At 66.9% G+C, this 12,335-nt stretch carries 12 protein-coding genes; 11 read left to right on the top strand and 1 reads right to left on the bottom strand.

Annotation, left to right across the window (positions count from 1 at the left end; all coding sequences use genetic code 11):
• Window positions 1–10: 10 nt before the first annotated feature.
• Window positions 11–1,549: a DHA2 family efflux MFS transporter permease subunit gene (locus AB0M45_RS17190; RefSeq protein WP_364329355.1), complete on the top strand. Its 1,539-nt coding sequence runs from the start codon at window positions 11–13 to the stop codon at window positions 1,547–1,549.
• Window positions 1,550–1,717: 168 nt separating this feature from the next.
• Here AB0M45_RS17190 and AB0M45_RS17195 read toward each other — a convergent pair whose 3' ends face one another.
• Window positions 1,718–2,149 carry an SRPBCC family protein gene (locus AB0M45_RS17195; protein WP_364329357.1) on the bottom strand — a complete coding sequence of 144 codons (432 nt, stop codon included), beginning with the start codon at window positions 2,147–2,149 and terminating at the stop codon, window positions 1,718–1,720.
• Window positions 2,150–2,155: 6 nt separating this feature from the next.
• Between AB0M45_RS17195 and AB0M45_RS17200 the strand changes: the two genes are divergently transcribed.
• From AB0M45_RS17200 to AB0M45_RS17245, 10 genes are all read left to right on the top strand, one after another.
• A complete protein-coding gene (locus AB0M45_RS17200; protein WP_364329360.1) occupies window positions 2,156–2,488 on the top strand; it encodes a hypothetical protein in 333 nt (110 codons plus the stop codon).
• A 190-nt stretch (window positions 2,489–2,678) separates the two neighbouring features.
• Window positions 2,679–4,049 (top strand): ATP-binding protein, encoded by a 1,371-nt coding sequence (locus tag AB0M45_RS17205; protein ID WP_364329363.1) that lies wholly within the window; start codon window positions 2,679–2,681, stop codon window positions 4,047–4,049.
• Window positions 4,049–4,474 (top strand): roadblock/LC7 domain-containing protein, encoded by a 426-nt coding sequence (locus AB0M45_RS17210; RefSeq protein ID WP_364329366.1) that lies wholly within the window; start codon window positions 4,049–4,051, stop codon window positions 4,472–4,474. Before AB0M45_RS17205 ends, AB0M45_RS17210 begins: the two co-directional genes overlap by 1 nt.
• A 73-nt stretch (window positions 4,475–4,547) precedes the next feature.
• Window positions 4,548–4,898: a DUF742 domain-containing protein gene (locus AB0M45_RS17215; RefSeq protein ID WP_364329369.1), complete on the top strand. Its 351-nt coding sequence runs from the start codon at window positions 4,548–4,550 to the stop codon at window positions 4,896–4,898.
• The gene (locus AB0M45_RS17220) at window positions 4,873–5,478 is read left to right on the top strand and encodes an ATP/GTP-binding protein (protein ID WP_364329373.1); all 606 of its coding nucleotides are present in this window, start codon (window positions 4,873–4,875) and stop codon (window positions 5,476–5,478) included. The genes AB0M45_RS17215 and AB0M45_RS17220 overlap by 26 nt, the downstream gene beginning before the upstream one ends.
• Before the next feature lie 35 nt (window positions 5,479–5,513).
• The gene (locus AB0M45_RS17225) at window positions 5,514–6,749 is read left to right on the top strand and encodes a cytochrome P450 (protein WP_364329551.1); all 1,236 of its coding nucleotides are present in this window, start codon (window positions 5,514–5,516) and stop codon (window positions 6,747–6,749) included.
• Window positions 6,750–6,761: 12 nt separating this feature from the next.
• Window positions 6,762–7,991, top strand: coding sequence for a cytochrome P450 (locus AB0M45_RS17230; RefSeq protein ID WP_364329376.1), 1,230 nt, complete (start codon window positions 6,762–6,764; stop codon window positions 7,989–7,991).
• Between the two features lie 308 nt (window positions 7,992–8,299).
• Entirely contained in the window at window positions 8,300–9,598 is a 1,299-nt protein-coding gene (locus tag AB0M45_RS17235; RefSeq protein ID WP_364329379.1) for a cytochrome P450, read from the top strand.
• Between the two features lie 197 nt (window positions 9,599–9,795).
• On the top strand, window positions 9,796–11,058 hold the full coding sequence (locus AB0M45_RS17240; RefSeq protein ID WP_364329382.1) for a cytochrome P450: 1,263 nt from the start codon (window positions 9,796–9,798) through the stop codon (window positions 11,056–11,058).
• A 9-nt stretch (window positions 11,059–11,067) separates the two neighbouring features.
• Window positions 11,068–12,297 carry a cytochrome P450 gene (locus AB0M45_RS17245; RefSeq protein WP_364329385.1) on the top strand — a complete coding sequence of 410 codons (1,230 nt, stop codon included), beginning with the start codon at window positions 11,068–11,070 and terminating at the stop codon, window positions 12,295–12,297.
• The last annotated feature ends 38 nt before the right edge of the window (window positions 12,298–12,335 follow it).

Raw genomic sequence — 12,335 nt, forward strand, 5'->3', positions numbered from 1 at the left:
CGCTGAAGCGGTGACACAACCTCCGGATACCAAGGCGGCCGGGCCCGGCCCGGCGGCCGACAAGCTGGACGCGGCCGTCTTCAAGGTCGCGGGCGTGGTCGTTCTCGGCGCGATCATGTCGATTCTCGACATCACCGTCGTCACCGTCGCGATCCCGACTTTCCAACGCGAGTTCGACACCAGCTACGCCATCGCGGCGTGGACGATGACCGGCTATACCCTCGCGTTGGCCACCGTGATTCCGTTGACCGGGTGGGCGGCGGACCGGTTCGGCACCAAGCGCCTCTACATCATGGCGCTGACCTTCTTCGTGCTGGGCTCGGTGCTGTGCAGCACCGCGTGGAACATCGAGTCGCTCATAGCGTTTCGCGTGATCCAGGGCATCGGCGGCGGCATGCTGATGCCGCTGGGTATGACGATCATGACGCACGCGGCCGGTCCGCAGCGGGTCGGCCGCGTGATGGCGGTGCTCGGCGTGCCGATGCTGCTCGGCCCGATCGGCGGCCCGATCCTGGGCGGCTGGCTGATCGAGAACTTCAGCTGGCACTGGATCTTCCTGATCAACCTGCCGATCGGTGTGGTCGCGCTGGTGCTGGCGGTCATCGTGTTCCCCGGGGACAAGCCGGAGCCGTCGGAGTCGTTCGACTTCCTCGGCATGCTGCTGGCCTCGCCCGGTCTCGCGTTGTTCCTGTTCGGTGTCTCCTCCATCCCCGGGGAGGGGACGGTGATCGCGGCGAAGGTGCTGATTCCCGCCGCCATCGGCGCGCTGCTGATGGTCGCGTTCGTGTTCCACGCGCTGCGCACCGAGCACCCGCTGATCGATCTGCACCTGTTCGGCAACCGCCCGCTGACCTTCGCGGTACTCACCATGGTGTTGTTCGCGATCGCGTTCTTCGGCGCGGGTCTGCTGCTGCCGACCTATCTGCAGCAGGTGCGCGGTGAGTCGGCGCTGCAAGCAGGTCTGCTGGTCGCGCCGCAGGGCATCGGCGCGATGCTCACCATGCCGGTCGCCGGTCGCCTGGTGGACAAGATCGGCCCGGGCAAGATCGTGATCGTCGGCATCACGCTGATCTCGATCGGGACGACCTACTTCGTCCAGCTCGACGCGCACAGCTCCTACCTTTTCATGATCGCCGCCCTGTTCGTGATGGGTCTCGGCATGGGCTGCACGATGATGCCGATCATGACCGCGGCCATCCAGACCCTGACCCACCAGCAGGTGGCGCGCGGCTCGACGCTGATGAACATCGTCAACCAGACCGCCGGTTCCATCGGTACGGCGACGATGTCGGTGGTGCTCACCAACCTGCTGAACAACGAGCCGCTCGCCCGTCCGGCGATCGCGGCGAACTTCGATCCAACGCTGGCGGACAAACTTCCGCCGGGTGCGGTGGGAACCGGTCTCCAGCAGGCGGCGCAGGCGTTCAGCCACACCTACGTGGTGGCGCTGGTGCTGATCGTGCTCACCTTGGTCCCGGCGTTCTTCGTGCCGCGGACCAAGCCGGCGAATCCGGAGGTCGCCGAGGCGGCCACCACGGTGTCCGCGTAGCTCCAGGGTCCCGAGATCGCCTGTTCGGCAGGCGATCTCGGGCGGTCGGCGGCGGATGGGGCGCGATGCCCTGCTGGAGTCCGCCGACGTGCATTGTGGTGGGAGGGTTGCGTCGATTCCCGGGATCGGTAATACCTGTTCGTTATAACAAAATTCGATTAATGATTCTCAGGCGTAAAGGGCGATGAAACGGTCGAGGGATCGTTGGATATCCCCTTTGACGGCGCGGGCGACGCCCGAGCCGATCGGGCCGAACAGCGGTGGGCCGCCGAGTTCGATGTCGACGGTGACCTCCGAACCCGAGCCCTTCGGAGCGACGAGCAGTTGCAGCCCCAGTTTGGTGCCGCCCTTCCCCGCGCCGGTCAGTTGTAGCCGGCGTGGCGGCTCGGCGGCCCGCACGGTCCAGGTCACCCGGTTGCGCAGGCCCTTCACGGACGCGATGCCGACCAGTTGGGTACCGACGGTCAATTCGGCGGGGACATCGCCGCGCCACGCTTCGTGCATGGTCAGCCACTTGTCGAGTTCGGCGAGGTTGGACGTGTGCGACCAGGCCTGCGCGGGGGAGATCGGGACGTCGACCGAGACCTTCAGCTTTGCCATGGGCGCATGGTATCCGGTACCGGCGGTCCGCCCTCATCGGTGAACCCGCGTTCTGCCGGTGGTTTCCTGGGGCCGGCGAAGGCGCAGCTTCCGGTATGGGCCATGCCTTCGCCGAATCACTCCAGCGGCCGGACCTCGCGCAGGGCAACGGTGATCGAGTTACACGGCAGCCCAACATTATTGCGCATCTATGTCGCGATCAGCGGCACCTATCGTCCCAGTTGGGGGAATCCGAAAAGTGTCGGCGGGATCGGCAGAGACTTTCTTGGAATGCTGCTAATGTGCGGATGGTCGGGTTCTGGTAACCGTTCGGACACGATTCGAGCGGTCGGCGATTGACGTGTAATCGCCTGTCCTGCGGGCACTGTGCGGTAGGCGCTCGGGTGAGCGCCGGCGTCGACGCGGGGCTCCGGGGCTCCGACGCGGACTCAACCGACCGGTCCGTCCATGGTCGGCAGGCGAGGGAAGGCGAGCGAAGCAGGATGGCAGAGGGCCGACTCCTCGAGACCAGTCAACGACGAAAGAACTGATGAATCAAGATATCGCCGTGGTGCTTTCATGGATCCTCGCCGTCGCTTTGGTGATCGCCGTAGCGGTGGCGTTGTACGCAGTGCAGTATGCCAAGGCTCAGCGGGTCAGGGTCGAGGCCCTGACCAGGGAACAGCGCGCGACGGAGGACACGCTGGAACGATTCGCGGCCACCACGCTACCCGCGGTGGCCGAGTCGATCCGCCGGTTCGAGTCGCAGGTGCCGCCGGTAGAAGTCCAGGCGGGCATGGAGAATTCGCGACTGGCGCAATGCCTGCGCTGGATTTCCGAGCGGTACGCCGACGATCTGAGCCTCATGCGCTCGGAGACCAGGGAACAGACCAACACCGAAGCGCACCAGGCGATCAAAGCCGCCGAGGAGACCGCGCGTAATGAGGTCGCCGCGGCGTCGCGCCAGGCGTCCAGCGCCGCGGTCCGCTCGTTCGGTACCTCCGTGGTCAGCCTCGGCGCCGACGTCAGCCAGGTGGTGAGCGCCGCGCTGCGCGAGCACCGCGATGACCAGGTGTACGAAACCCTTACCCGCATCGACCACACCGTGCAGCAGATGATCCGTCAGGCGCAGTCCTACGTGATCGTCTGTGGTGGCCTGCCCGGCCGTCGCTGGCCGGCCCAGACGCTGACCGACGTGGTCGGCGGCGCCATCGGCCGCGTCCGCGAATACCTGCGCGTGCGGCCGGGCCAGCTCGATCGCGTGGTGATCAGCCGTGCGGTGGAACCGCTCGTGCACACGCTGGCGACCTTGCTCGACAACGCGTTGCGGTATTCCCCGCCGACTTCCTACGTGGACGTCAGCTTCCAGGAGGGCCACCACGGCGTCACCGTGATCATCGATGACGCGGGCGTGCGGATGAACGCCGAGCAGATGGAGGAGGCCCGCCAGGTGCTCGCGCACGAGCGGCCCGTCGACATCCACCAGCTCGGCCCGTCGCCGAAGGTCGGCTTCCCGGGTATCGCCGCGCTGGCGCGCCGCTACGGCTTCACCGTCTACATCGACGGCCCGAACGTCTACGGCGGCATGCGCGCGATGGTCTACATCCCGGAGTCGCTGCTGGTCGCCCCGCAGAAGGTCCAGGAGGTCGCACCCGTGACGGAGGCACAACCCGAGCCGGTCACGGTTCCGGCTCCGGAGAGGCCGAGCGAGCAGTCCGGCGAGGACGAGCAGTCGCTCTCGGTGAGCGAGATAACCAGTGGCGGCCTGCCGAAGCGACGCCGTCGAACGGTCGCGTTGGCCCCGGTCGGGCCGCGCACCGAACCTGGTCTCGCTCGCCCCGAGATCGCCGCAGCTTGGCAGACGGGTTCCAAGAGCGGCCGCGCCGCCGCATCCGATGACACGGAAGGGATGACATCCTGATGGCCACACCCGTGACCGACAGCAGCAACAAACTGGGCTGGCTACTCGAAGATCTCAGTATCTCCGGGGTCAGATTCGCGGTATTGCTGTCCGAGGACGGCCTGCGGATCGCGCACTCCTCGGGGATCAGCCGGGACGAGGCGGAACGCTTCGCCGCCGCCGCCTCCGGCCTGCGCTCGCTCGGCAAGGCGCTGGGCGAGTTCTGCGGTGATGCCACCAACGGCGTGCGGCAGAACATGACCGAGTACGACCAGGGAATGATCCTCATCACCGCCGCCGGGGAGGGCGCGCTGCTCGGCGTAGCGACCACCAACGACATCGATGTGGCCCTCATTGCGCACCGGATGAACGAGCTGGCCGGCCGGGTCGGACGCGAGCTGGGCAGCCAGCCGCGCAGGCGGGTAGACGGCGGCGAAATGCCATGATCGAGCGCGGCGAGCGAGTCACAGGCACCGCGCCGCTGGGCATTACGGACCCGAGTAACCACGAGGTACCGTCATGAGCAAGCCACGGCGCGATCCGGACCTGGTCCGGGCTTACGTGCGCACCGGAGGACGTACCCGTCCCACTCGCGAGCTGGACCTGGTCACTTTGGTCCTGACCGCCAAAGATCCGCTCCCCGGCGCGTCGCCCGACGCGCGCCGGGTCATGGCCCTGTGCAGCCGTCGGGGTGCGCTGTCGATCGCCGAGATCGCCGCGTACCTCGACCTGCCGCCATCCGTCGTCAAGATCGTCGCGTCCGACCTCATGGACGGCGGAAATCTGGTCACCCCTACCCCGGCCGAGTCCCTGCCGGAGATCGCTCTGCTGGAGGAGGTACTCAATGGGCTCCGTGCTCTCGCCGTCTGATCGCGCCGTCGACTACGTGCCCGAGACCGTGACGCGCTCGGTGAAACTGTTGGTCGCGGGCAACTTCGGTGTCGGCAAGACCACGTTCGTGAGCAGCGTCTCGGAGATCAAGCCGCTGCGCACGGAGGAGACCATCACCGAAGCCAGTGTCGGTGTCGACGACATGGCCGGGCTGCCCGGCAAGTCGCAGACGACCGTCGCGATGGACTTCGGCCGTATCACCCTCAGCCCCAAACTCGCGCTCTACCTGTTCGGCACGCCGGGCCAGCAGCGTTTCGTCCCCTTGTGGGAGGAGCTGGCCCGAGGTGCGCTCGGTGCCCTTGTGCTGGTCGACACCCGCCGCATCGAGAAGTCCGACGAGGTGCTCTCGGTGCTCGAAGAACGCGGTGTCCCGTATTCGGTGGCGGTCAACCAGTTCGAAGGCGCACGGCCTTACCCGCTCGACGAGGTGCGCGATGCCCTCGACTTGGAACCCGGCACACCGCTGACGTCGCTGGACGCGCGTGACCGAGGCACCTGCCTGCGTTCGCTGATCACGCTTGTCGAATTCTTGTTCCATCGTTTGGAGTCTCGTCTTTGACCACGCCCCAGTCCTCGTCCACGCTCACCAGCCATATGGCCGCGGGCGGCTGCCCGGTCGCGCACGGATCGCCGATCGACACCAGCGGTCCCCGCATTCCGCTGTACTCGGAGGAATTCGCGGCCGATCCGCACGGGACCTACCGGGAGATGCGCAGACGTCACGGCTCGCTGGTGCCGATCGAGCTGTCGCCCGGTGTACCGGCCACGCTGGTGATCGGATACCAGGACGCCGTGCGGATCCTCAACGATCCCGAGCACTTTCCGGCCGATCCGCGCACCTGGCAGAAGAACATTCCCGAGGACTCGCCCATCCGCCCCATGATGGAGTGGTACCCGAACGCGCTGCGCAACAGCGGGGCGGCACATGCCCGCTATCGGGGTGCGTACACCGCGAGCATCGACGCCATCGACCTGCACGAAGTGCAGACGACCGTCGAGCGCATCGCCATCCCGCTGATCAACTCCTTCTGTCAGGCCGGATCCGCGGACCTGGTCACGCAATACGCGTTCCCGCTGGTCTTCGAAGTGCTCAACCGGATGGTGGGCTGCTCGGCGGAGCTGGGTCAGCGCGTCGCGACCGGCATGGCGATGCTCTTCGACACGGTCGAAGCCGCCAAGGGTATGCAGATGCTCTCGGAGGCGCTGATGGAGCTGGTCCACCTGCGCCGTGCGGATCCCGGCGACGACGTCACCTCGCGACTGGTCCATCACCCGGCCAACCTCGACGACGTGGAAATGCTGTCGCAGCTGATCAGCCTCTACGGGGCGGGAATAGAACCGCAGCAGAACCTGATCACCAACACGCTGCTGCTGATGCTCACCGACGACCGGTTCGGCGGCGAGGTCCTCGGTGGCAGCCTGTCGACGCGCGACGCGCTCGACGAGGTGCTGTTCAACGACCCGCCGATGGCGAATTTCTGCATCACCTACCCGCGCCAGCCCATCCTCATCGCCGACACCTGGCTGCCCGCCCATCAGCCGGTGCTGGTCAGTCTCGCGGCCTGCAACAACGATCCGGCGATCCGTGGCGGGGATCGTGCCGGTAACCGCTCCCATCTGGCGTGGGCGGTCGGACCGCACGCCTGTCCCGCGAAGTCCGTGGCCTCCGTGGTCGTCCAGGAAGCCATCGATCAGCTTCTCGATGCTCTCCCCGAAATGCGGCTGGCCGTGCCCGTGGACCAAGTGGTCTGGCGGCCCGGCCCGTTCCACCGGGCGCTGGCGGCCTTGCCGGTCGTCTTCCCCGCGTCCCCTCCGTTGAACCTGGTATAAGGAGAGCGTCCGATGTCGCAAGAACCGATTGTCCTGGACCTCACCGGTACCGATATCCAAGGCGAGTCCGCGCGGCTGCGCGAGCGTGGGCCGGTTGCTCTGGTGGAGCTACCCGGCGGGGTGCCCGCGTGGTCGGTCACCGACGCCGTCGTGCTGAAGAGCCTGCTGGCCGACCCGCGTGTGTCGAAGGATCCACGCCAGCACTGGGCGGCCTTCATGAACGGTGAGATCACCCAGGAGTGGCCGCTGCACCCCTGGGTGGCCGTGGACAACATGTTCACCGCGTACGGTTCCGATCATCGGCGGCTGCGGAAACTCGTCGCGCCCGCGTTCACGCACCGGCGCACCATGGCCCTGCGTCCGCGCATCGAGGCGATCACCCAAAGCTTGCTCGACCAGCTGGCCGCGACCCCGCCGGGGGAGGCGGTCGACCTGCGCGAGGGATATGCCTACCCGGTGCCGATCCAGGTCATCACGGAACTGATGGGTGTGCCCGAGCACCTCGGGCCCGCCGTGCGCACCTGTGTCGACGGGTTCTTCGACACCTCGTTCGGGCCGGAGGAGGCCCAGGCGAACTATCTCGAAATGTACCGGCTCATAAGCGAACTCGTGGCGTACCGGCGGGAGACCCCCGGCGAGGACATCACGAGCGTGCTGATCAGCACCCGCGACGAGGACGACGGCTCGCAGCTGACCGAGAAGGAACTCGTCGACACGCTGATGCTGGTCATCAACGCCGGGCACGAGACCACGGTGAACCTGCTCGACCAGGCCATCTTCGCGCTGCTGACCCGCGCGGACCAGCGCGCCGACGTGGTCGAGGGCCGGGTCGCCTGGTCCGATGTGGTGGAGGAGGCGTTGCGTTTCGAGGCGCCGGTCGCGCACCTGCCGCTGCGGTATGCCGTCGACGACATCGAGATCGCCGGTATCCGTATTCCCAAGGGCGAGGCGATTCTCGCCTCCTACGCGGCGGCCAACCGTGATCCGAAGGTGCACGGCCCGACGGCTGACCAGTTCGACGTGCGGCGCTCGGGCAAGGACCACTTGGCCTTCGGTTACGGCGCGCACCACTGCCTGGGTGCGCCACTGGCCCGGATGGAAGCCGAGATCGCGCTGCCCGCCATCTTCCGGCGCTTCCCGGACATGCGCTTGGCGGTCGATCCGTCCGAAGTCGGCACCGTGCTCAGTTTCATCTCCAACGGACACTCCGAACTGCCCGTCTTGCTGACGGCGCAGAACTAGTCCCGCACTGCCCGGCATCGAATACACACCGCGACAACGAACCTCGCTGACATGGCGTTCGAGACCGAAACCCGCGTAGCCCGGTGGGAGACGCGGGTACGGGTCTGTTCTCCCGTGCGGACGCAACCGCCGTCTCGGACCGCACTGCTGGTCTTGGCACGAGATATGCTGTGCCGCAAGGGAATACGACATCACGCCGGAGTCTGTCATGTCCGCTCCGGCCACCTCGACGCACGTGACCGAGGCACGTGCCGCGCGCTCTTGACCATGCTCGTCGAACGTTCTGCCCCCGTTTTGGAGTCACGTTTTTGACCACGCCCCAGTTCTCGCCGCACACTTCGGCAGCCGCGAACGGCTGCCCTGTCCAGCATGGTTCGCCGATCGACACCGACGGGCCGCGCGTCGCCCTGTACTCGGACGAATTCGCCGCGGACCCGCACCGTGTCTACCGCGAGATGCGCGGCAGATACGGGCCGCTGGTGCCGGTGGAACTGGCGCCCGGCGTACCGGCGACGCTGGTCGTCGGCTATCACACCGCGCTGCGAATCCTGAACGACCCCGACCACTTTCCGGCCGATTCGCGCACCTGGCAGGCGACGGTGCCCAGTGACTGCCCGGTTCTGCCGATGCTGGAGTGGCGTCCGGCCGCGATCCGCACCACCGGGGCGGCGCACACCCGCTACCGGCAGGCCACCGTCGCGGGCATCGACGAGATCGACCTGTTCGGTCTGCGCGCCACGGTCGAGCAGATCGCTGTTCCGCTGATCAACACCTTCTGCGGGGATGGCTCGGCCGACTTGGTCGCGCAGTACGCGTTCCCGCTGGCCTTCGCGGTGATCAACGCCATGCTCGGTTGCCCGCCGGACATCGGGCAGCGGGCGGCGATGGGCATGGCCGCGATGTTCGAAGGTATCGAGGCCGAGCAGGGTAACGCGATGTTCGCTTCGGCGATGGCAGACTTGGTCGCGCTCAAGCGAACTCAGCCCGGCGACGACATCGTCACGGGGCTGTTGCGGCACCCGGCCGGCCTCGACGACGCCGAGATGATCCACCAGGTGCTGTGCGTGTACGGCGCCGGTATCGAGCCCACGAAGAACCTGATCATCAACACCCTGCGGCTGATGCTCACCGACCAGCGACTCGCGGGCGGCATTCTCGGTGGCAGTCTCTCCACCCGCGACGCGCTGGACGAGGTGTTGTTCACCGATCCGCCGCTCTCCAACTACTGCGTCACCTTCCCGCGGCAGCCGATGCTGATCGACGGTGTCTGGCTACCGGCACACCAGCCCGTGGTCGTCAGCATGACCGCCTGCAACAACGACCCCCAGATCAACACGGGTGCGTACACCGACAACCGAGCGCACCTCGCCTGGAGTGTCGGTCCGCACGCCTGCCCGGCCAGGTCGGTGGCCTATCTGATCGTCCAGGACGCCATCGACCAGTTGCTCGATGCCCTGCCCGAGATGCGGCTCGCGGTCGCGGCCGAGGAGCTGGTCTGGCGGCCGGGTCCGTTCCAACGGGCGCTGACCGCGCTCCCGGTCGTCTTTCCGCCATCCCCTCCGCTGAACGTATTCCCGGATCATCCTCGAGGACCATCGGCGTCATAGCCTCGATCCGCTCGGCGGGGGGACACCGCACACCGATTCAGAAGGGAGGCAACGCCCAAGGGCGTGTACATCGAGGTACGCGCCGATCGACCTGGCACCCCGATACGCCTGTACCGAGTCGACTTCCGTGATCGGAGCGCGTGCCCGCATGCTCGACCGCGGTCGTCAACTGTCTGTTCGTTTCTGGAGTTACCTTCGTGACCACGCCACATTTCCCGCCGCCCGCCTCCCCGAGCGGTTGCCCTGTCCAGCACGGTTCGCCGATCGACACCGATGGGCCGCGTTACCCGTTGTATTCGGAGGAGTACGCCGCGGATCCCCATCGGGCCTACCGCGAAATGCGCCGCAAGTACGGCCCGCTCGTTCCGGTGGAGCTGTCCCCGGATGTGCCCGCCACCTTGGTGATCGGCTACCACACTGCGCTGCGCATCCTCAACGATCCCGAGCATTTCCCGGCCGACCCACGCACCTGGCAGAAGAACATTCCCGGCGAGTGCCCGATCCTGCCGATGCTGGAGTGGCGGCCGAACGCGTTGCGCAGCGCGGGCTTGGAACACCTGCGCTACCGGCAGGCGAACGTGGCGAGCATCGCGGAGATCGATCTGCACGCCCTGCACAGCACGGTCGAGCGGATCGCCATCCCGCTGATCAATGCCTTCTGCGAGGACGGCGCCGCGGATCTGATCAGCCAGTACGCTTTCCCGCTCACGTTCGCGGTGCTCAACGCCATGCTCGGCTGCCCGCCGGACATCGGTCAGCAGGTCGCGACCGGCATGGCCGCCATCTTCGAAGGTGTCAACGCGGACAAGGGCAACGCCATGCTCACCGACGCGCTGTTCGAGCTGGTGCAGATGAAACGGAAGGAACCGGGCGACGACGTCACCTCCCGGCTGCTGTGCCACCCCGCTGGCCTGAACGACGTGGAGATGATCCACCAGCTGGTCACCTTGTACGGCGCGGGCATCGAGCCGCAGCAGAACCTGATCGTCAACACTCTGCGGGTGATGCTCACCGACGACCGGTTCGCGGGAGACTTTCTCGGCGGAAGTCTTTCGACTCGCGACGCCCTCGACGAGGTCTTGTTCAACGACCCGCCGATGCACAACTACTGCGTCAGTTATCCGAAACAGCCGATCCTCATCGACGGCGTGTGGTTGCCCGCGCACCAACCAGTCTTGATCAGCATGGCGGGCTGCAACAACGACCCGGCGATCGGCGTCGGCAACCGCGTCGACAGCCGCGCGCATTTGTCCTGGAGTGTCGGACCGCATGCCTGCCCCGCCCGGTCGGCCGCGTACCTGGTGGTGCAAGACGCCATTGATCAACTCCTCGACGCACTGCCCGAGCTGAGATTGGCCGTCGTGCCGAACCAATTGACCTGGCGGCCCGGTCCGTTCCACCGCGCCCTGGTGTCCCTACCCGTCGTCTTCCCGAAATCCCCTCCGCTGACCGTGCTTTAAGGAGACCCGATGGACACACAGCCCCTAGTACTCGACCCGGCGGGCACCGATATCCAGGGCGAGTCCGCTCGAATCCGTGCGCGTGGACCGGTCACCCTCGTCGAGCTGCCCGGCGGCGTGCGTGCGTGGTCGGTATCCGATGCCGACCTGCTCAAGCGCCTGCTGGCCGACTCCCGGGTGTCGAAAGATCCCAGGCAGCACTGGCCGGCGTTCATCAACGGGGAGATACCGCAGGACTGGCCATTGTTCCTGTGGGTGGCGGTGAACAACATGTTCACCGCGTACGGCGCCGATCATCGCAGGCTGCGCAAACTGGTCGCGCCCGCGTTCACCCACCGCCGCACCCAGGCGATGCGTCCGTTGATCGAGGAGATCACCGCGAATCTGCTGGCCGAACTCGCGGCAACCCCCGCGGGCGAACCGGTGGACCTGCGCGAGGGTTTCGCCTACCCGCTGCCGATCCAAGTGATCAGCGCGCTGATGGGTGTTCCGGAAGCCCTGAACGCCGGTCTGCGCAAGTGCGTCGACGGCATCTTCGACACCTCGCTCGGCCCGGAGGAGTCCCAGGCCAACTACATGGAGATGTACCGGATCCTGGGTGAACTCGTCGCCTACCGGCGCGAGACGCCCGGTGACGACATGACCAGCCTGCTGATCTCACACCGGGACGAGGACGACGGTTCGCAGCTGACCGAACAGGAGCTGATCGACACGCTGCTGCTCGTCATCAGCGCGGGGCACGAAACGACGGTGAACCTGCTCGACCAGGCCATCTTCGCGCTGCTGACCCACGAGGACCAGCTCGCCCAGGTGACCGACGGCGCTGCGGGCTGGACCGACCTGATCGAGGAGGCGCTGCGCTTCGAGGCGCCGGTGGCGCACCTGCCGCTGCGCTTCGCCGCCGACGACATCGAGATCGACGGGATTCGGATCGCCAAGGGCGAGCCGATTCTCGCGTCGTACGCCGCGGCCAACCGTGATCCGAAGCTGCACGGCGCGACCGCCGACGACTTCGACGTGCGCAGGCCCACCAAGGAGCACTTGGCCTTCGGCTACGGGGCGCATCATTGCCTGGGCGCGCCGCTGGCCCGGCTGGAAGCCGAGATCGCGTTGCCCGGCATCTTCCAGCGCTTCCCGAAGATGCGGCTGGCCGTCGACCCGGCCGAACTCGGCAGCGTACCCAGCTTCATCTCCAACGGTCACGCGAAGCTCCCGGTCTACCTGGAGACCGCGGACTAGCCCAGGCTGGTGCCGACGTGCCCGCGGACCAGCCCCGG

Source organism: Nocardia sp. NPDC051787 (assembly GCF_040681325.1).
Classification (GTDB): domain Bacteria; phylum Actinomycetota; class Actinomycetes; order Mycobacteriales; family Mycobacteriaceae; genus Nocardia.

Excerpts from the sequence above, each read along its gene's own strand:
- AB0M45_RS17225 (WP_364329551.1), top strand. The coding sequence starts at position 5,514 with ATGGCCGCGGGCGGCTGCCCGGTCGCGCACGGATCGCCGATCGACACC.
- AB0M45_RS17215 (WP_364329369.1), top strand. The coding sequence starts at position 4,548 with ATGAGCAAGCCACGGCGCGATCCGGACCTGGTCCGGGCTTACGTGCGC.
- AB0M45_RS17200 (WP_364329360.1), top strand. The coding sequence starts at position 2,156 with ATGGTATCCGGTACCGGCGGTCCGCCCTCATCGGTGAACCCGCGTTCT.
- AB0M45_RS17245 (WP_364329385.1), top strand. The coding sequence starts at position 11,068 with ATGGACACACAGCCCCTAGTACTCGACCCGGCGGGCACCGATATCCAG.
- AB0M45_RS17230 (WP_364329376.1), top strand. The coding sequence starts at position 6,762 with ATGTCGCAAGAACCGATTGTCCTGGACCTCACCGGTACCGATATCCAA.
- AB0M45_RS17205 (WP_364329363.1), top strand. The coding sequence starts at position 2,679 with ATGAATCAAGATATCGCCGTGGTGCTTTCATGGATCCTCGCCGTCGCT.
- AB0M45_RS17210 (WP_364329366.1), top strand. The coding sequence starts at position 4,049 with ATGGCCACACCCGTGACCGACAGCAGCAACAAACTGGGCTGGCTACTC.
- AB0M45_RS17195 (WP_364329357.1), bottom strand. The coding sequence starts at position 2,149 with ATGGCAAAGCTGAAGGTCTCGGTCGACGTCCCGATCTCCCCCGCGCAG.
- AB0M45_RS17220 (WP_364329373.1), top strand. The coding sequence starts at position 4,873 with ATGGGCTCCGTGCTCTCGCCGTCTGATCGCGCCGTCGACTACGTGCCC.